The organism is Candidatus Kurthia intestinigallinarum, from assembly GCF_003991225.1.
Taxonomy (GTDB): Bacteria; Bacillota; Bacilli; order Bacillales_A; family Planococcaceae; genus Kurthia; species Kurthia populi.
In genome coordinates this window covers 243,296-263,444 of the sequence record NZ_JTFC01000026.1, presented here as the reverse complement: position 1 = coordinate 263,444, position 20,149 = coordinate 243,296, and the positions used below count along the sequence as shown (strand labels likewise).

Annotated in this window: 21 protein-coding genes; 20 read left to right on the top strand and 1 reads right to left on the bottom strand. The window is 39.9% G+C overall.

The annotated features are described in order from the left end of the window. The first annotated feature begins 45 nt into the window (after positions 1–45). Complete coding sequence (locus QI30_RS07245; RefSeq protein ID WP_126990264.1) at positions 46–621, top strand: HAD hydrolase-like protein; 576 nt, start codon at positions 46–48, stop codon at positions 619–621. 48 nt (positions 622–669) lie between these two features. Beyond that, positions 670–1,017, top strand: a complete 348-nt coding sequence (locus QI30_RS07240) for a hypothetical protein (protein ID WP_126990263.1) — start codon at positions 670–672, stop codon at positions 1,015–1,017. Between the two features lie 73 nt (positions 1,018–1,090). On the opposite strand, the gene QI30_RS07235 is transcribed toward QI30_RS07240, so the two are convergent. Next, complete coding sequence (locus QI30_RS07235; protein WP_126990262.1) at positions 1,091–2,041, bottom strand: DUF1385 domain-containing protein; 951 nt, start codon at positions 2,039–2,041, stop codon at positions 1,091–1,093. A gap of 150 nt (positions 2,042–2,191) precedes the next feature. On the opposite strand from QI30_RS07235, the gene aroQ reads away from it, so the two are divergent. The 18 genes from aroQ to QI30_RS07145 all read left to right on the top strand — a co-directional run bounded on the left by aroQ (position 2,192) and on the right by QI30_RS07145 (position 20,011). Next, complete coding sequence (gene aroQ, locus QI30_RS07230; RefSeq protein WP_126990261.1) at positions 2,192–2,623, top strand: type II 3-dehydroquinate dehydratase; 432 nt, start codon at positions 2,192–2,194, stop codon at positions 2,621–2,623. 15 nt (positions 2,624–2,638) lie between these two features. Next, the gene (locus tag QI30_RS07225; protein WP_126990260.1) at positions 2,639–3,697 is read left to right on the top strand and encodes a M24 family metallopeptidase; all 1,059 of its coding nucleotides are present in this window, start codon (positions 2,639–2,641) and stop codon (positions 3,695–3,697) included. Between the two features lie 23 nt (positions 3,698–3,720). Beyond that, positions 3,721–4,278: an elongation factor P gene (gene efp, locus QI30_RS07220; RefSeq protein WP_126990259.1), complete on the top strand. Its 558-nt coding sequence runs from the start codon at positions 3,721–3,723 to the stop codon at positions 4,276–4,278. Between the two features lie 344 nt (positions 4,279–4,622). After that, positions 4,623–5,135, top strand: coding sequence for an acetyl-CoA carboxylase biotin carboxyl carrier protein (gene accB, locus QI30_RS07215; RefSeq protein ID WP_126990258.1), 513 nt, complete (start codon positions 4,623–4,625; stop codon positions 5,133–5,135). A 14-nt stretch (positions 5,136–5,149) separates the two neighbouring features. Then, complete coding sequence (accC, locus tag QI30_RS07210; RefSeq protein ID WP_126990257.1) at positions 5,150–6,502, top strand: acetyl-CoA carboxylase biotin carboxylase subunit; 1,353 nt, start codon at positions 5,150–5,152, stop codon at positions 6,500–6,502. A 21-nt stretch (positions 6,503–6,523) separates the two neighbouring features. Beyond that, a complete protein-coding gene (locus tag QI30_RS07205; RefSeq protein ID WP_126990256.1) occupies positions 6,524–6,928 on the top strand; it encodes an Asp23/Gls24 family envelope stress response protein in 405 nt (134 codons plus the stop codon). A 230-nt stretch (positions 6,929–7,158) separates the two neighbouring features. Then, a complete protein-coding gene (nusB, locus tag QI30_RS07200; protein ID WP_126990316.1) occupies positions 7,159–7,539 on the top strand; it encodes a transcription antitermination factor NusB in 381 nt (126 codons plus the stop codon). Positions 7,540–7,612: 73 nt separating this feature from the next. Further along, complete coding sequence (folD, locus tag QI30_RS07195) at positions 7,613–8,464, top strand: bifunctional methylenetetrahydrofolate dehydrogenase/methenyltetrahydrofolate cyclohydrolase FolD (RefSeq protein ID WP_126990255.1); 852 nt, start codon at positions 7,613–7,615, stop codon at positions 8,462–8,464. Between the two features lie 144 nt (positions 8,465–8,608). Next, complete coding sequence (xseA, locus tag QI30_RS07190; RefSeq protein ID WP_126990254.1) at positions 8,609–9,955, top strand: exodeoxyribonuclease VII large subunit; 1,347 nt, start codon at positions 8,609–8,611, stop codon at positions 9,953–9,955. A 1-nt stretch (position 9,956) separates the two neighbouring features. After that, positions 9,957–10,187: an exodeoxyribonuclease VII small subunit gene (locus QI30_RS07185; RefSeq protein WP_126990253.1), complete on the top strand. Its 231-nt coding sequence runs from the start codon at positions 9,957–9,959 to the stop codon at positions 10,185–10,187. A 1-nt stretch (position 10,188) separates the two neighbouring features. After that, positions 10,189–11,070 carry a polyprenyl synthetase family protein gene (locus tag QI30_RS07180; protein WP_126990252.1) on the top strand — a complete coding sequence of 294 codons (882 nt, stop codon included), beginning with the start codon at positions 10,189–10,191 and terminating at the stop codon, positions 11,068–11,070. A 200-nt stretch (positions 11,071–11,270) separates the two neighbouring features. Then, positions 11,271–13,175, top strand: coding sequence for a 1-deoxy-D-xylulose-5-phosphate synthase (dxs, locus tag QI30_RS07175; RefSeq protein ID WP_126990251.1), 1,905 nt, complete (start codon positions 11,271–11,273; stop codon positions 13,173–13,175). Continuing rightward, positions 13,175–13,996, top strand: a complete 822-nt coding sequence (locus QI30_RS07170) for a TlyA family RNA methyltransferase (protein WP_126990250.1) — start codon at positions 13,175–13,177, stop codon at positions 13,994–13,996. Before dxs ends, QI30_RS07170 begins: the two co-directional genes overlap by 1 nt. A gap of 103 nt (positions 13,997–14,099) precedes the next feature. Next, entirely contained in the window at positions 14,100–14,549 is a 450-nt protein-coding gene (gene ahrC, locus QI30_RS07165) for a transcriptional regulator AhrC/ArgR (protein ID WP_126990249.1), read from the top strand. Positions 14,550–14,565: 16 nt separating this feature from the next. Beyond that, positions 14,566–16,263: a DNA repair protein RecN gene (gene recN, locus QI30_RS07160; RefSeq protein ID WP_126990248.1), complete on the top strand. Its 1,698-nt coding sequence runs from the start codon at positions 14,566–14,568 to the stop codon at positions 16,261–16,263. Between the two features lie 318 nt (positions 16,264–16,581). Then, on the top strand, positions 16,582–17,391 hold the full coding sequence (spo0A, locus tag QI30_RS07155; protein ID WP_126990247.1) for a sporulation transcription factor Spo0A: 810 nt from the start codon (positions 16,582–16,584) through the stop codon (positions 17,389–17,391). A gap of 342 nt (positions 17,392–17,733) precedes the next feature. Continuing rightward, positions 17,734–19,305, top strand: coding sequence for a DUF342 domain-containing protein (locus QI30_RS07150; protein ID WP_126990246.1), 1,572 nt, complete (start codon positions 17,734–17,736; stop codon positions 19,303–19,305). Continuing rightward, positions 19,298–20,011: a glycerophosphodiester phosphodiesterase gene (locus QI30_RS07145; protein ID WP_126990245.1), complete on the top strand. Its 714-nt coding sequence runs from the start codon at positions 19,298–19,300 to the stop codon at positions 20,009–20,011. The genes QI30_RS07150 and QI30_RS07145 overlap by 8 nt, the downstream gene beginning before the upstream one ends. Positions 20,012–20,149 lie beyond the last annotated feature (138 nt).

Below are 20,149 nucleotides of genomic sequence, written 5' to 3'. Positions count from 1 at the left end.
AGGAAGCGGCCAAGAGTGGTCGCTTTTTTTATAGGAGATGAGCGCATGAAATTACTATGGGATTTTGACGGGACATTATTTGATACGTATCCCGTCTATGTAGAAACAATGCTAGAGGTCTTTCCTCATTTAAAGGAAACATTTGAGCGTGACGAGATTTTAAAGGAGCTACAAGTTTCGTTTACGTATGGCTTTCAGTATTTAGGCTTAAGTGCTGAGCAGGAAGCATTATATCGTCGCACAAATGTAGCGTTAGATCCGAAACGTTTTCAACCATTTGAAGGTGTTGAACAGGTATTAAAAGAAGCAGAAGTGAATGTTATCATGTCGCATAAAGAGAAGGTGGTTATTGAAGCGGTTTTAAGAGAGCATAATTTATTGCAGTATTTTGCGGAGATTACGACACCAGAGCAAGGTTTCCCGCGTAAACCACATGCTGAGGCCTATGAATATTTACATGCTAAATATACGCTTGATGCGGCGATTGGGGACCGAGCGCTTGATTTGATTCCAGCGAAAGAGGTTGGCATGAAAACGATTATGTTTCGAGGGACTTGTGCGGCTTCAGATGCCTCATTAGCACACTATAAAGATTTTCAAAAAGTGTGGGAAACATTATAAATTCATGTCCTATTCGTGGTATGATTTTTGTTGGAGGAGAAGTGTTCTATGAATGGTAATAAATTAGCTTGTTTCTTTTTACCTGCCTTCACGATGCTCGCTGTGTCTGCAATTGCACTGCTTGGCGGCTTTGGTGATACGGTAGAGGATAATGGACAGTTTATCTTATTTGGTTTGTATCTGTTATATCCAGTTGTCTTTTTATATCAAGGTTTTGTTTGTGCACTAAGAGGTTATCCGTGGTTGCATCCATTAATCATTTCGGTATTAGCCTTTTTTATCATGATTTTCATGCTGCAATTACAAACCTATACGTATATTATTTATTATGTTATTGCGTTTGCTATCGGGTATCTTTTAACGTTAGGAATTCGCAAAATGCGTGGCACGAACTAATTGAAAACGACATAAAAAGAAGGAATCGCGTCGGCGATTCCTTCTTTTTATTGAAAAACAAGTGCATTTTTAATTAATCATGCTGGATTGTGTTGATAAGTGCAGGGTTCTTTTCGACTTCGCGTAATTTTTCAAATGACGCAATGGCGATTTCGACTTGGTCATCAGACGGTTCCTTTGTTGTAAGCAGTTGTAGCCATAGGCCGGGATAACCGAGCAGACGTAGCACAGGAATGTTGCGGCAAGCATTGGTTGCTTGTAACACTTCAAATGATACACCGAGCACAACCGGAATTAATAAAATACGATTGACGATACGTAACCAAAACGGGTCGGTTGGTACGAAGAAGTAAATTATCATGCCGACAAATACTGTAAATAAAATAAAGCTTGAACCGCAGCGATAATGTAGGCGAGATTGTTTTTGAACGTTTTCAACGGTTAATGGCAAATTGTTTTCAAAACAATTAATGACTTTATGCTCAGAGCCATGATACTGGAAGGTTCGTTTAATAAGCGGCGTGAGCGATACTAAGTAAATATAGCTTAGTAATAAAATTAGTTTAAAGAAGCTTTCAAGTAATACTTGTGCAGTGTGACCAGGGAGTACGCTATGAAAAGCCTGAGCGATAAACACCGGCACGAGTGTGAAAACAAACTTACCAAATAAGAAAGATAAGACACCGATTGCCGCAACACCAAGCCACATTTGAATTTTGCTTGTTTGTTCTTTTTCTTGCTTAATTAACGCCTCTTCCTCACCGGGCGCCACGTCATATCGATCACTGGCAAACTGTAGATGCTTTGAGCCGTTTGCAGCAGATTCGATAATCGCTACGATACCACGCACGAAGGGGATTTTTTTAAGCTTCTGTAAGGTTGGATGTTGCTTACGCTCAGCATAGTAGTATTCGACCGAGCCATCATTACGACGGATGGCCGATACGGTATGCTTACCGCCACCCATCATGACGCCTTCAATAAGCGCTTGACCACCGTAAATTAGTGGTTTGGATTTACTCATAAAAACACCGCTCTCTTATGTAGGGTTAAAACTTCTTCCATTGTACTAAAAAAGTCTCTATTTCTCTAGGGAAAGCATCGGAAAATGATTCAAGATTCGAAATAATATGCTAAAATGTAAGAATAAACTGAAAAAAAGGAAGTGTCGCACGTGAAATACTTATGTTTAAACGGACCAAATCTGCATCGTCTAGGGAAGCGTGAACCTGAAATTTACGGCCATGAAACACTAGCGGATGTTACGAAAGATTTACAAACGCTTGCTGCAGCGTTTGATGCAGAGATTGACGTGAAGCAGTCGAATCATGAAGGCCAATTAATCGATTGGATTTATGAGGCAGAGGATGGCGACATCGCAGGTATTATTTTTAATCCGGGTGCTTATACGCATACGAGTGTGGCGCTGCGAGATTGTATCGCAGGTGTCGAAGTACCGGTTGTTGAGGTGCATATTTCAAATGTACATAAGCGTGAGGCATTCCGTCATCACTCCTATTTAGCGCCTGTTTGCATCGGTCAGATTACGGGACTTGGCACATTTGGCTATCAAGCAGCCTTACGCATGTTTTTACAATCAAATTAAAGGGAGATTTTACACATGAAATTACAACAACTACGCGCACAATTTGATGCGCATCAAATCGATGCGATGCTGATTACAAACCCGATTAATGTATCGTACTTATCGGGGTTCACCGGCGATGATAGTTATATTTTAGTAACAGAAAAAGAAGCGATTTTCTTTACAGATTCACGTTACACAGAGCAAGTGAAACATGAAACGACTGGATTCCGTCTTGTAGAACGTCAATCGACGCTACTAGAGGAAGTCGTTCGTGAAGTAAAAGAGCAAGGTATTCATCATGTTGGTTTTGAAAAAGAATATGTGACGTATGCGACATTCCAACTTTTCGACAAGTACATTGACGCGCAAATTGTTGGGGTTAGTGGCTTAATTGAAAAATTACGCTTGATTAAGACGCCTGAAGAGATTACTATTATAAAGGCCGCTTGTCGCATCGTGGATAAAACGTTCGAACATATTATTAGCTATATTGAGCCAGGGATGACCGAGCTGCAAGTATCAAATGAAATGGAGCACCATATGCGCAAATTAGGCGCTAAAAGTTCTTCTTTTGATACAATTGTCGCTTCTGGTTGGCGCTCAGCATTGCCACATGGCACAGCAACTGATAAAATAATAGCAACAGGTGACATTGTCACTTTAGACTTTGGTGCCCTATATAATGGTTATATTTCAGATACAACACGTACAATCGCAGTTGGCGAGCCTTCTGCACAATTGAAAGAGATTTATGAGATTGTGTTGCAAGCGCAAATTCGCGGAGTAGAAGCATTGAAACCAGGAATGACTGGTATCGAAGCGGATGCGGTTGCACGCGATTATATTACGAAACATGGCTATGGGGAAGCATTTGGTCACTCAACAGGTCATGGGATTGGTCGTGAAGTGCACGAAGCGCCAGCGTTATCACATCGCTCAAGCTATACGCTTGAAGCAGGCATGTGTGTCACTTGCGAACCAGGCATTTACATTCCTGAGGTTGGTGGCGTCCGCATTGAGGATGACATTTTAATCACTGAAACAGGACATGAAGTGCTAACTCATGCGAAAAAAGATTTAATTATCTTATAAGATATATTGGAGGAAGATTAGTAATGATCTCAGTAAATGACTTTAAAACAGGCTTAACAATTAAAATTGATAGCGATTTATTCCGCGTTATCGATTTCCAACACGTAAAACCAGGTAAAGGTGCCGCATTCGTACGTTCTAAATTACGTAACCTACGTAACGGTAACGTAACTGAAAAAACATTCCGTGCTGGTGAAAAAGTAGAAAAAGCACAAATTGACAACCGTAAAATGCAATATCTATATGCATCAGGTGACCAACATGCCTTTATGGATATGGAATCATACGAACAAATCGAAATCACAGAAGAACAATTAGCATATGAATTAAAATTCTTGCTTGAAAACATGGAAGTTCACATCATGAGCTTTGAAGGTGAAATTCTAGGTATCGATCTTCCAAACACTGTAGAATTAACAGTTTCTGAAACTGAACCTGGTATTAAAGGGGATACAGCTACTGGTGGTTCTAAACCAGCAACACTTGAAACAGGTTTAATTGTTAACGTACCATTCTTCGTTAACGAAGGCGATAAATTAGTGATCAACACTGCTGATGGTTCTTACGTATCTCGTGCGTAATGAATAAGCTGAACCTCTCATTTTTAGATGAGAGGTTTTCTTTTAAATTAAAATTAGTACCTGATAATATAAATTAAGTATAATAGGTAGGTAATTAAAAAAACTGTACTGCAACAGCTTATTAGTGCAATGGTTACACATTCGTGATATCGCTTACATTAATGATGAATATGCAGGAATTTAATTGTAAAAAAATGTCATGTTATGTTTAAAGTTATTTAATGCGTTAATTTTCTGATTTATTAATGGTTTTATCTAAATTAAGTGAAAGTGTTACAATTTTCCGAAAAAGAAGGTACAATAGATTTTGTATTATAATACACAGACGTTAGGGGAGTAATGTTATGTTAAAAATTCAAGAGATTCGTGAAATCATTAAATTAATCGATTCATCATCAATCGATGAGTTTTCATTAAACGAAGAGGGTACTAAATTAAAACTTAAAAAGAATGCTGGCCAAGTAGTGGTTGCAGAAGCACCTAAAGCAGTTGCACAAGCAGTAGCTCCAGTTGCAGCACCAGCAGCGGCACCAGCTCCAAAAACAGAAGCAGCTCCAGCGGCACCAAAAGCAGAGGCAGCACCAGCGCCAAAAGCGGAAGTTGCAGCAGATGCGAACTTACATAAAATCGTATCGCCAATGGTTGGTACTTTCTACCAATCTCCATCTCCAGATGCCGACGTATTCGTTAAAGTAGGCGACAAAGTAGGCGAAGAAACAGTCGTATGTATCGTTGAAGCAATGAAATTATTCAACGAAATCGAAGCTGAAGTAACAGGCGAAATCGTAGAAATTCTTGTCAAAGATGGCGAGTTAGTTGAATACGGTCAACCTCTATTCCTAGTTAAAGAAGCGTAAGGGGGAGAACGTCGATGAAAAAAGTATTAATTGCCAACCGTGGCGAAATCGCGGTACGTATTGTCCGAGCTTGTAAAGAATTAGGGATCGAATCAGTTGCAGTTTATTCTGAAGCTGATAAAGACGCATTACACGTACAATTAGCTGATGAAGCATATTGCATCGGTTCTAAATTATCATCTGATAGTTATTTACGTATTGATCGCCTAATCACTGTAGCAGAAAAAGTGGGTGCTGATGGTATCCACCCTGGTTATGGTTTCCTTGCAGAAAACGTAGACTTCGCTATTGCATGTGAAGAAGCAGGAATTACATTCATCGGTCCAAAATCTGATTCTATCAAAGTAATGGGTATTAAAGACGTTGCGCGTGATACAATGGCAGAAGCTAATGTACCACTTGTTCCTGGTACTGGTATCGTTCCTGATATCGAAACAGGGAAAGAATGGGCAGCGAAAATTGGTTACCCAGTGATTATTAAAGCAACAGCAGGCGGCGGCGGTAAAGGTATCCGTGTAGCGCGTACTGAAGAGGATTTAGTAAAAGGTATTGAGATTACACAAAAAGAGGCAGCAGCCGCTTTCGGTAATCCAGGGGTATACCTAGAAAAATTCATCGAATACTTCCGTCACTGTGAAATCCAAGTATTAGCAGATAACTACGGCAACACAATTCACTTAGGTGAACGTGATTGTACAGTACAACGTCGTATGCAAAAACTTGTAGAAGAAGCACCATCTCCAGCATTATCTGAAGAGCGTCGTGCTGAAATGGGTGACGCAGCAGTTAAAGCAGCGTTAGCATGTGGCTACCGCGGTGCTGGTACATGTGAATTCATCTATGACTATAATGAAGACAAATTCTACTTCATGGAAATGAATACTCGTATCCAAGTAGAACACCCAGTAACTGAATTAATCACTGGTATCGACTTAGTTGAATGGCAACTAAGAATTGCATCTGGTGAAGAATTAGTGTATAAACAAGAAGATGTGAAAGTGAATGGTTGGGCGATTGAATGCCGTATTAACGCTGAAAACCCATACAAAAACTTCATGCCTTCAGCTGGTAAAGTTGACACATACATGACACCAGGTGGTATCGGTGTACGTATCGACTCAGCGATGTATGCTGGTTACACAATCCCTCCATATTACGATTCAATGGTTGCAAAATTAATCGTACATGCGGATACGCGTGAAAAAGCAATCGCTAAAATGCACCGTGCATTAGGCGAGTTTGTTGTAGAGGGTCCTGGTATCAAAACAACAATTCCTTTCCATGAGAAATTAATGGAGAACGAAGTATTCAAATCAGGTAAATTCAATACGAAATTCCTTGAAGAAAACGACGTTCTTAATTCATAAGAATAGGAAGGGGCATAACAAATGGCTGAACAAGTTGTGAAATCATTACCTCAAACAACACCAGAAGGTAAAGAAGAATTAGGTAGCATTGAAGTTGCACCAGAAGTCATTGAAGTCATTGCAGGAATTGCAACTACAGAAGTGGAAGGCATCTTCGGAACACGAGGAAGCTTTGCGTCAGGCGTAGCTGAAAAATTCGGTAAAAAAGTCCACGGTAAAGGAATCAAAACAGAATGGACGGCTGAGGGGCTTGTTGTCGATGTTTATTGCGTCGTACAATATGGTTCTCAAGTAGCCAAAGTTGCTGCGAAGGTTCAAAAACAAATCCGTGAAGCAATTGAAAACATGACAGCATTAACAACGAAAGAAGTTAATGTTCATATTACTGGTATTCAATTCGAGCAAGATCAACAAAAAGCTGAATAACTTGTGCCCGGCAAAAAGGTGAATGCACTCGCATTCACCTTTTTTGTGTGATTTTATGAAAATCGCAATCGAACTGCACAGATTCGACAATTTGTGATAAACTATATGCTATATGTAAACTAATGAAACACTGTACAATTCCGTGAATTTCGCAATGGTCTGCTAAGTTACGCAAAACCAACGGAATTTTGAGCGGATTGTAGTAGTATAAAGGAGAACGAAACGATATGATGAAGCGACGTGAAGCGCGTGAAAAAGCAGTACAATCTTTATTCCAACTAGAAGGTACTGAATTAACAATTGAAGAAGCAATGGCCTATGTGTTAGAAGAACAAGAAACAGATGCTTTCTTTGAAAGTGTGGTACGCGGTACTGTAGAAAACCAAGAAGCAATTGATGCTTCACTAACAGAAAAACTAGAAAAATGGTCACTTGGCCGTCTTGGCAAAATTGACCGTACGATTCTACGTTTAGCTGTTTATGAGTTATTATACACACCAGAAACACCACAAAGCGTAGTCATGAACGAAGCAATTGAATTATCTAAAACATTTGGTGATGATAAAACAAGTAAATTCGTCAACGGCGTTCTTTCGAAATATCAAGCTTAACAAGTCATAGTGGTAGTTCCGCAGCAAAAGTTGCGTTCTATATACAAAATGAATTTGGGAGTGTTTTAACAACATGTCAAGTAAGCTAATTAACGGTAAAGAAATTGGCAACACGATTCGTGAGTCAATCAAGCTAGAAGTCAATGCATTAAAAGACAAAGGTATTACTCCAGGTTTAGCAGTTATTTTAGTGGGCGATGATCAAGCTTCACAAAAATATGTTTCAAATAAACAAAAATCTTGCGAGCAGTTAGGGATTTACTCAGAACTAATTAAATTACCAGCTGATACAACAGAAGAAGACTTATTAAAACATATTGAAGAATTGAATCAAAAAGACGCCATTGATGGTATTTTAGTACAGTTACCACTTCCAAAACACATCAACGAGGATGCTGTTATTGCGGCGATTTCACCGGAGAAAGATGTCGACGGTTTTCACCCAATCAGCGTTGGTAAGATGATTCTTGGACAAGAAACATTTTTACCATGTACGCCTCACGGGGTTATGAAATTATTACAACATAGTAATGTGACCATTCGTGGGAAACATGCCGTTGTTGTGGGACGAAGCCATATTGTTGGTGTTCCGATGGGCCAATTATTATTGCAAAGTGATGCAACGGTTACATATGCTCATTCAAAAACACCCGATTTGGCTGCTATTACAAAACAAGCAGATATCTTAGTTGTGGCGACAGGCCGCGCTAAAATGATTAAAAAAGAGCATGTGAAAGAAGGCGCTGTTGTCATCGACGTCGGTATGGATTTAGATGAGAACGGTAAACTTTGTGGTGATGTTGATTTTGATGACGTATTCGATACGGTTTCAGCGATTACACCGGTTCCTGGTGGCGTTGGCCCAATGACGATTACAATGTTATTAGTCAATACGGTACAATCTGCGAAGCAAAAGCTTTCATAAGACAAAATTCTTTCATTACGTTAAAATGAATACTAACACAGAGGGGATGTCCCGATGGTGCCAATCTTTCCAATGCATGTAGAGCGCATAGGAGAGTGTCGCTTAGGACATCCTCTTTTTTTATGATAAAAGGAGCGTGAGAGCATGACCGAGGCATATTTAACTGTCGAAGCACTCACAAAGTACATAAAACGCAAATTTGAAGCGGATCCGTACTTGAGAAAGGTCTATGTCAAAGGGGAATTGTCGAATGTGAAGCTACATTCGTCAGGGCATTTATATTTCACATTAAAAGATGACAAAGCACAAATTAAAGGCATCATGTATGCACGCCATGCAGGTCAGCTAAAATTTCACGTTGAAAATGGCATGAATGTGCTGATAGAAGGCGACATTAATGTGTATGAGCGCGGTGGCAACTATCAGTTTTATGCGACGAAAATGGAGCCAGATGGTGTAGGCAGCCTTTATTTAGCATTTGAACAATTAAAAGAACAGCTGCATAAAGAGGGGCTATTTGACGAGCGCTTTAAGCAGCCAATTAAAAAATACCCACAAGCGATAGGAGTTATTACAGCGACAACTGGTGCAGCCATTCAAGATATTTGCACGACGTTAAAGCGCCATTATCCATTAGCAAATGTCTATATTTTCCCGACACTCGTACAAGGGAAGCGCGCAGCGGCAAGTATTGTGCAGTCGATTCGCCATGCTAATACGATGGCAGATATTGATACGCTCATTGTCGGGCGTGGGGGTGGCTCGATTGAGGATTTATGGGCTTTCAATGAAGAAATCGTCGCGCGAGCGATTTTTGAAAGCCGTATTCCAATCATTAGTGGGGTAGGCCATGAAACCGATACGACGATTGCCGATTTTGCGGCAGATTTACGTGCGCCGACGCCAACGGGTGCAGCGAAGATGGCGGTGCCAGACATCATGGATTTAGCACAGCATATTCGCTCACTTGAAACACGCTTTGTACAGCGGATGCGCGTGCAACTCGAAACAGCAACGATGCGTCTTAAAAAGGTAACAGAGTCATATCCAATGATGTATCCAGAGCGTCTTTACCGACCATTTGACGAGCGTTTAGCACGTTTAGAGGACCAACTAAGCCTTAACTATGAACGCCAAATGACGCGTGAACAACAGCGTCTTGAGCGCTTAACAGCAAAGTTAGCGCGCTATATACCGACGCAACAGCTCCAGTATGAAGGACAACGCTTAACGAATTTAGAGCATCGTCTGCAGCAGGCAACGATGCAACAGGTGAACCGGAAACAGCGTCAATTTGAGCATGTTTTACGGACGATGAGTGCGTTAAATCCACTTTCTATTATGGAGCGTGGCTATAGTATCGTATATAATGAACAACATGAGGTTGTTATGTCTACACAGCATGTCGCGCCGGGAGACCAGCTAACGATTGATGTAGCAGATGGCCAGATTAAGACAACGGTAATAAACACCGCACAAAAGGAGGATTAACGTGGCTTCGAAAAAGAAAACATTTGAGCAATCAATGACAGAATTAGAAGAAATCGTGCGCAAGTTAGAGCAAGGCGATGCCTCATTAGAGGATGCGATTGCACTATATCAACAAGGCATGATATTATCAAAAAATTGTCACGAACAATTACAACAAGCTGAGCAACAACTTGTGGCAGTTGTTAATGAAGATGGTTCACAACAACCTTTTGCAACGGATGGAGAGAAATAACATGACGAATTTAAAAGAATTTATGGCGCTAGAAATGCCGAAAATTGAAGAAGTGATGCTCGATTTAGTAGAAAAAATCCAAGCACCTGCGATTTTAAAAGAAGCAATGAGTTATTCATTAAAAGCAGGAGGAAAACGTGTACGTCCACTATTCGTACTCGCTGTACTCGATCATTTTGGTAAAAATCATGCAAATGGGTATGTGGTTGGTTCAGCAGTCGAAATGATTCATACGTATTCATTAATTCATGATGATCTACCAAGCATGGACAATGATGATTATCGTCGTGGTAAATTAACGAATCATAAAGTATATGGCGAAGCGTATGCAACCCTTGCAGGCGATGCGCTAAATACATTACCATTTGGTATCATTGCGCGTATGACGGACCTTACAGCGGAGCAAAAAGTGACATTAATTGAATTATTAAGTGTCGCAGCAGGTGCAGAAGGTATGGTTGGTGGCCAAGTGCTTGATATCGACGGTGAAACACGTCAATTAACATTAGATGAACTTGTCAATGTGCATGTAAATAAAACGGGCGCTATTTTACGCTTTAGCATTGAATCAGGTGCCGTATTAGCGGGTGCTTCAGATGAGGAACGTGCCATTTTACGCGATTATGCATATCATATTGGCTTAGCCTTCCAAATCAAAGATGATATTTTAGATATCGAAGGTACGACAGAAGAGCTTGGTAAAACAGCTGGAAAAGATGTTGCGAGCGATAAAAGTACGTACCCTGCACTTCTAACATTAGACGGTGCAAAAGAGAAGTTAGATATTCATTATAAGGGAGCTCTTACAGCACTTGGGAAATTACCGAGTGATAGCACACTTCTTGAAGAGCTAGCCACATATATTGTGAAGCGAAATAAGTAATTTTAAATTCTTTTAAGTTTATTGAAACATCAATGATTGGTATAATAGATAGCAACTGACTGTTAAGTTATATATATCATTTGAACGGATTCGGCCTAATTTTGCATAGTCACGATGTGTGACGGGTAAAGGAGGGTATTGGATACGCTCTATTTTAAAAAAAGCTGACAGAAAATCAATGATAAAGGTGTGTGATGGCGATGGATTTAACAACAATATCTAGTCCATCCTTTTTGAAACAACTCAACAATAAGCAACTAGAAAGCTTAAGTGCGGATATCCGCAAATTCTTAATCGAAAAATGTTCGATTACAGGTGGTCATATTGGCCCGAATTTAGGAGTTGTCGAATTAACGCTTGCCCTACATCGCACATTTAATAGCCCAGAAGATAAGCTATTATTTGATGTAGGACACCAAGCATATGTGCATAAAATTTTAACAGGTCGCGCATCGCAGTTTGATACGCTACGTCAGTACAAAGGTTTATGTGGATTCCCAAAACGCATCGAATCAGAGCATGATGTCTGGGAAACAGGTCATAGCTCAACATCTCTATCAGCAGCGATGGGTATGGCTGCTGCACGTGATGTACAAGGTAAAAAGAATTATGTCATTCCAATCATTGGCGATGGCGCATTAACAGGCGGTATGGCGATGGAAGCACTGAACCATATCGGTCATGAAAAAACGAATATGATTGTCATTTTAAATGATAATGAAATGTCGATTGCACCAAATGTTGGGGCAATGCATAATATCTTAGGACGTCTCCGTACAGCACCACCGTATAATAAAGCAAAAGACGACGTGGAAGGCTTCCTGAAAAAAATCCCGGCAGTTGGTGGGAAATTAGCAGGAGCTGCAGAACGCGTGAAAGATAGCTTGAAATATTTAGTAATGTCAGGCATGTTCTTTGAAGAAATGGGCTTTACGTACTTAGGTCCCATTGATGGCCATGACTTCGATACGCTAGAGCAAACATTAAACAATGCGAAGCAAACAGAAGGCCCTGTATTGATTCATGTTATTACGAAAAAAGGGAAAGGCTATACACCTGCTGAAACCGATACAGTCGGTACATGGCATGGTACGGGTCCATATAAAATGGAAACGGGTGAATTCCCTAAATCGAAAACAACAGCTCCTGGTTGGTCAAAATTAGTAGCGGATACGGTAACACGTATAGCGCGCGAAGATGACCGAGTTGTAACGATTACACCGGCAATGCCTGTAGGTTCAAAATTAATGGGCTTCGCTGAAGAATTCCCAGAGCGTTTCTTTGACGTAGGGATTGCTGAGCAACATGCGACAACGATGGCGGCAGGTATGGCAGCAGATGGCTGTAAACCGTTCTTATCGATTTATTCAACATTTTTACAACGTGCGTACGACCAAATGCTCCATGATGTATGCCGACAAAACTTAAATGTCTTTGTTGGGATTGACCGAGCAGGCTTGGTTGGCGCAGATGGCGAAACGCACCAAGGTGTGTTTGATATTCCATTCTTACGTTCAATGCCAAATATTACGATCATGATGCCAAAAGATGAAAATGAAGGGCAACATATGGTCAAAACGGCGTTAAGCTATGATGATGGCCCGATTGCGATGCGTTACCCACGTGGTAATGGTCGTGGTGTACCAATGGATTCAACGCTTGAAACCATTGAGATCGGCACGTGGGAAACATTGCGTGAAGGCGCAGATGCAGCCATTCTAACATTTGGTACAACTATTCCAATGGCAGAACAAGCAGCAGAAGAGCTTGAAGCACAAGGTATCGACACAGAAATTGTTAATGCCCGCTTTATTAAACCGTTAGATGAAGAGATGCTTCACCGTCTATTTAAAGAAGGCAAAGCAATCTTAACAATTGAGGAATCAATGCTTGAAGGCGGCTTTGGCAGTGCGGTATTAGAATTTGCTAATGACCATGGTTACAATACAGCGCAGCTAAAACGTATGGGTATTCCAGATGAGTTTATTGAGCATGGTAGCGTTGATTTATTGCTACGTGACATTCATATGACGAAGGAACAAGTTGTAGCTGATCTAACAACTTTAGTCGAAAAAACTAAACAGCAAGCGGGTTTAAAAGCATAATGACAGATAAAGTATCAAAAGAGCGCGCGGACGTATTGCTTGTACAAAGCGGTTTATGTGAAACACGAGAACGCGCCAAACGTACGATTATGGCAGGCATTGTTTTTGCGAACGATGTACGTGTCGACAAACCAGGTGAAAAACTTTCACGTGATGTGGAACTACGCATTAAAGGGCAACAAATTCCATATGTTAGTCGCGGCGGCTTGAAATTAGAAAAAGCATTAAAAAACTTTGACGTATCAGTTGATGGGAAACTAATGCTTGATATCGGTTCATCAACGGGTGGCTTTACAGATTGTGCATTACAAAATGGTGCACGTCATTGCTACGCCCTCGATGTTGGCTCGAACCAATTAGCCTGGAAGCTACGTTCAGATGAGCGCGTAACAGTAATGGAAAAAACCAATTTCCGCTACGTCACAGCACCTGATTTAGCAGAAGGGCTACCAGAATTTGCAACAATCGACGTGTCCTTTATTTCGCTAGAATTAATTTTACCAGTGCTTAAACAACTACTCGTACCGGGTGGCGATGTTATTGCGCTTGTGAAACCACAATTTGAAGCGGGTAAAGAAAAAGTCGGTAAAAAAGGTGTCGTTCGCGATGCAAAAGTACATCAAGAAGTGTTAGAAAAAATCGCTACCTTTTCAGAAGGTCTCGGTTTCGTATTGAAGCAAGCATCATTTTCACCAATTACGGGTGGTGAAGGGAATATTGAATTTTTATTCCACTTACACAACCCCTTACCAGGTGATGAAGCTGTTCCAGAAATCGACTTAAAAGCGATTGTACAAGAGGCACATAGCCAATTAAAATAACACGGGTCGCCTTTGAGTAGGCCCGTGTTTTTTCTTGTCATTTACTGATTTTGGTGATACCGTTATTTTTAGAAAGCATATTTATGCATAGAGGTGAAGAAAATTGAATAAAAGTCAACGACATATCCGCATTCGTGATTTAATCGCGAATCAAGACATTGAAACACAAGACGAATTAGTCGATTTATTAAAGCAAGCAGGTTTTAACGTAACACAGGCAACGATTTCTCGTGATATTAAAGAGCTTCATTTAATTAAAGTACCCATGCAAGATGGACGCTATAAATATAGTTTGCCAGCAGATCAACGTTTTAATCCACTACAAAAATTACATCGTGCGCTAGCTGATTCATTTGTATCAATCGATGGAGCGAGTCATTTTTTAGTGATGAAAACATTGCCGGGTAATGCCAATGCGATAGGTTCATTATTGGATCATTTAGATTGGAATGAAATCTTAGGTACAATTTGTGGCGACGATACGATTTTGATTTTATGCCGCGAGGAAAGTGACCGCGACGTATTAAAAAGTCGTTTAATCGAAATGCTGTAATAGAGGTGAGTCGGAATTGTTAAAAGAATTATCGATACGCAATTTTGCTATTATTGAGTCGTTAACAGTCGATTTTCAAAATGGATTAACTGTGCTAACGGGTGAAACAGGCGCTGGTAAATCCATTATTATCGATGCCGTTCAATTATTAGCTGGTGGCAGAGGTTCGCAGGAGTTTATTCGTCATGGAGCCAAAAAAGCAGAGTTAGAAGGTTTATACACCGTGCCAGATGAGCATCCTGTTTATGCAGCATGTGAAGCGCTTGGTGTAGAAGTAGAAGAAGGAACAATTATTTTACGTAGAGATTTAAATCAGAGTGGCAAAAGTGTATGTCGTGTCAACGGCAAGCTAATGACGCTCACACAAATGCGTGAAATTGGGTCGTATCTTATCGATATTCATGGCCAACATGAATCACAGGAGCTTATGAATGATAAGGAACATATCCATTTGCTAGACCAATTTGCGGGAGACCAATTGACAGCGGATAAAGAACGTTATACGACGGCGTATGATGCGTATCGAGCGTTAAAGCGAGAAATCGCTGCGTTTGCGGTAAGCGAACAGCAAATCGCACAGCGCATTGATTTATATCAATTCCAACTAGAAGAAATTGATGCTTGTCAGTTCCGAGTAACAGAAGAGGAAGAATTAAGTGAAGAGCGCTTACGCTTAATGAATTTCAATAAAATTTTTGAAGGTGCAAATGCTGCCCACGAATCAATCCTTGGTGAAGGAAATGGACTAGATTTTATCGGTCGTGCAATGTCTGAGCTTGAGCACATCGTTTCGGTGGATGAAAACTTTAAAGAGCATGCTGAGAATGTCGCCAATGCGTTTTATATGCTACAAGAAGCGGGGTTTGGTGTGAAAAGTTTGCTCGATGATTTAGAATTTGACCCAGAGCGTTTAAATGAAGTAGAACAGCGTCTACAGCTCATTCAATCGATGAAACGGAAATATGGCACATCATTGCAAGAGATTTTAACGTACCGCGATAAAATCGATGCGGAGCTGCATACTTTATTAAATCATGATGAAAATATGCAAAAGCAAGAGGCGGAATTACAGAAGCTAAATGACAAATTGCTGAAGCTTGCGCATAAATTAACGAGCATTCGTCAAAAAGCGGCGACTGCACTTGCAGAAGCCATTATGACCCAACTACGTGAGTTATATATGGAGAAAGCACAGTTTGTCGTACATTTCGATCATCTACCAGATGGTCAATTTGATCGTAATGGTGCAGACGAAGTTGTGTTCTATATCTCGACGAATGTCGGGGAGCCACCGAAACCATTAACGAAAATTGCATCGGGCGGTGAGTTATCGCGTGTTATGCTAGCGCTCAAAACGATTTTCTCATCGACAATGGGGATTACATCGATTATTTTTGATGAAGTGGATACAGGCGTTAGTGGTCGTGTTGCGCAAGCAATCGCTGACAAAATTGCCGCAGTCTCGATTCATTCACAAGTACTATGTATTTCTCATTTACCGCAAGTTGCGGCGATGGCAGATCATCATTATCATATTCAAAAAGATGAAGATCAGCAGCGTACGTATACGTCGCTACGAGAAATCGAAGGCAACGAACGTATTGATGAGCTAAGTCGTATGATGTCAGGTCCTGAAATTACAGAAAAAACATTTTTACATGCCAAAGAGCTTGTCGAAATCGCCAATGAGCGTAAAAAAGAATTTCAATTATAAAAAAAGAGGCTGGGACAAAACACGTCATTTTCCTTTTTGAGCGTTCGCAACGAAAAACCGGAACCGCGCTACAGCGCGATTCCGGTTTTTCTTATGCTCATATGAACGGTTGTTTTTATACATATGTCCCAGCCTCTTTTTTGTTTTTTTTACTATTTTTTACATATTTTTTCTGTATTTTGAATGGAAAGTACCAATCTTCTTTGAATAAAAAGGCCATCTAACAATTCGTATTTTCAGAATGTGCTTTTTTTGTTACAATAGATAGGATAAAGAGTAGAACTGTAAGAGATTGCTGTGGCATAGGGGGATTACGTGATGGAAAAAATAAAAGTCGCGATTGCTGATGATAATAAAGAATTAGTACGCGCACTAGCAAGTCATTTATCGGAAAATCCTCAAATTGAGGTTATTAATACCGTATCAAATGGTAAGCAGTGCCTAGAAATGCTAAAAGAAAGCATTCCAGATGTATTAATTTTAGATGTTATCATGCCGCATTTAGATGGATTAGCAGTACTGGAAGAAATTCACAAACAAGTGGCGTATCAGTCAATTAAGGTGATTATGTTAACAGCGTTTGGTCAAGAAGATGTGATGAAGCAAGCAGTGGAGTTAGGCGCTGCGTATTTCATGTTAAAACCTTTCGAGATGCAACGTTTAGAAGCAAAAGTACTGCAATGCGGGCAAGGGACAAGTAAGCAACTAGAAAACCAACAAACGCCACTTGTAAATACAGGCATTTTACAAGGATTGCAACCAGAAGTAGTGGACCAACAACGCTTAGATATGCAGGTGACGGATTTAATTAAGGAAATTGGTATTCCGCCACATATTAAAGGCTATGGCTATTTACGTGAAGCCATTCAAATGGTGTATTTAAACGTCGATTTATTGAGCTCTGTCACAAAAATATTATATCCAGACATTGCGAAAAAATTCGATACGACATCATCGCGTGTTGAACGTGCAATTCGACATGCGATTGAGGTAGCTTGGAATCGCGGAAATTATGAAGCGATTGCAGACCTATTTGGTTATTCTTCACATCATATGAAGCAAAAGCCAACAAATTCAGAATTTATCGCGATGGTTGCGGACAAATTACGCATGGAAATGATGAATTAAACTATTTAATGGTACATTTGTTTTCAACGAGTATCCATGCTAAATAATGAACTTCTTTTTATTAGTTTTTTAATAAAGCTGATAAAAAGGAGTTTTTTTATGACTTATTAATGAAACAGGTCTTAATAGCGCTTCGTATGAGGAATATTTTCTTCTATCAGTTTTTAAAACTTCTTTATAATATTAAATAAGTATTTAGTACTATTAAATAAAGAAAAAATAAAGTTAATGTAATTAATAGGTGTATAATACTATTTTAACAATAGGCTATGTGTTCTATAAAATGAATTTGATACAATGAAAATATACATAAAGATTTTTGACTGTGAAGGAGGCCGCATCATGGTATTAGTCGAAAATGAGTTTTTTGAAGTCTATGAGAGCTTGGATAAAATTTTTATTCGTGTGCACAAAGAAGGCTTTAAATTAAAAGACTTTGAAACCATTATGAAGCAACAACGACGCTTAAAGTTAACAAGTTTTCAAACATTACGAGAGGCATTGCAAACGCCAGCGCCGGAGCCGTATGAGATTGGTATTTGGCTTCCGGTGCTTGTGTTAAGCATCTCAAAAGATTCGATGACTGTTTCACTGCAAGTAAACGATACGGAAGATGCACTCGTACGAAATGAAGCGCAATTGAATAAACAGATTAGAATGATTGCCGATAGTATGGGATTACGCTGTAAATTAAATCATGTAACACCTGAGCAAGTAATCAATGAAAAAAACATCATTGTAGGGAAAGGAATTGAGCCAGAGCGTGGTGCGGACGCTGTACTTAATTACTTTGAAAGTCCAGTTATAAAACCGATGATTCGTGAAGATGGACGTGCGGATTATTTTGATATGAATTTTATTTGCGAAATTGAAGAGAATCAATGGCTCGGAGAAAAGATTCCAGCGACCGAGGGCGAGAGCGGTATTAATGTATACGGTGAAATTGTTACGGCATTAGCAGGTAAGGATGCGTCGCTACGCTATGATCCAAATTCGGTCTATGAAAGTGAAGAAGAGGACCGTATTGTATTACGTGCGCGTCATAACGGCGTATTAGATATTTCAGATGGCACCGTAAAACTATTACAGCATTTGACCATTCAAGGTGATGTGGGCATTGAGACGGGCAATTTAGATTTTAAAGGCTCGATTTTAATTAAAGGTACGGTAACACCGGGATATCGGGTACGTGCCCTTGGTGATATTTCAATTGAGGGCAATACCGGTGTGACAGGTGCGGAACTTATTGAATCGATTGCGGGAGATGTCAATATACGTGGTGGGATTTTTGGCAATCATACGATGGTTGTGCGCGCAGGTAAGAATATTTATGCCAAGCATGCAAATGATGTGTTGTTAGAAGCAATGGAAGATATTTATATTAGCAATTATGCGATGGGTTCTAATTTAGTGGCGCAAAATGTGTACTTAGATGAGCATCGTGGTAAAATTATTGGCGGTGAAACGTCGGTCACGCAGTCGATTAAAGTGGCGTATGCAGGGAATCCACATGAACGGCGTACGAATTTATCAATTGTTGTGCCAGACCGCACAGAACGTATGGCAGAGGCACGTGCATTTGCGGATGAATCGGAGAAGCTAAAAGAAGAGTATAAAAAGCGCGAAATTCAGGTGGCGCAGCTAGAATCATTTTACGACAAAATGACACAGGAGCAGCGTTTTGCATTTGAAAATTCAAAACAAACAGCAGCTACATTAAAAAAACGAATTATTCAATTGGATGAACAAATTCAAACGGTGTTATTAAGTGTGCGCATGGTTGGACAAGAGGAAATCTCCGTAACAAAAGAAGCATACCCAGGAACCGTTTTACAAATTGGTAAGTTTTCAAGTATGCTGAAAAAAACGACATGTGGTTCGTTTAAAATTGAAGGCGGGAAATTGAATGTCTAAATTACCAATTTACGCGCATCGTGGGGTTATTACAAAAGCACCTGAAAACTCGATGGCGGCGTTTCAACAAGCACTAGAAGAGCAAGCAGATGGCCTAGAGTTTGATGTGCAACTAACAAAGGATTATGTGGCAATTGTGACGCATGATTTAAATTTGAAGCGGTTAACTGGCAAGAATTATCAGTTAAATGAAGTTCCATACAATCAAATTCGTAAATTAACAGTGGGGAAGCGCTTTTTAAAAAAAGGTACGACGCTATTAACGTTTGATGAGTTGCTAGCGTGGCTCATCCCACAGCAAATCCCGGTAAATATCGAATTAAAAGAATCGTTTATCGATCAATTTGCGGCGCTTGAATCACTTGTGAAAAAATGTGGTCGCTTACAGCATGTCCATATTTCATCGTTTCATGAGGACGTTTTACGTGATGTGAAGCGTATTAATCCATCACTTGAAACCGCATTTATTCCGAAAAAAGCATTCGACTGGACATCGCTTCAAGCGGCAGCGCATATCGATGTTATTCATGCGAACAAAAAGCGCTATTACAAGGCGAAGTATTTAAATGCGGCACAACAAGCGGGCAAAAAAGTACGTTTTTATAATATAACAGGACAAGAAAACTGTTTAAAAAACCCACATCAAACAGTCATCGGCTGGATTACGGATTATCCGGCAGTCGTTTATAAAAACAGCGTATCATAGTACAGATACGCTGTTTTTTCCATTTAATAGGTCTTTTTGTGATAGTGCTATAGCACAGAGAATGTTTTTTCAGAAAATTTTAAATGCAAGCGGATACATATTTTTTCGCTAGGAAAAGCGCTAAATGTTCTAAAAAAA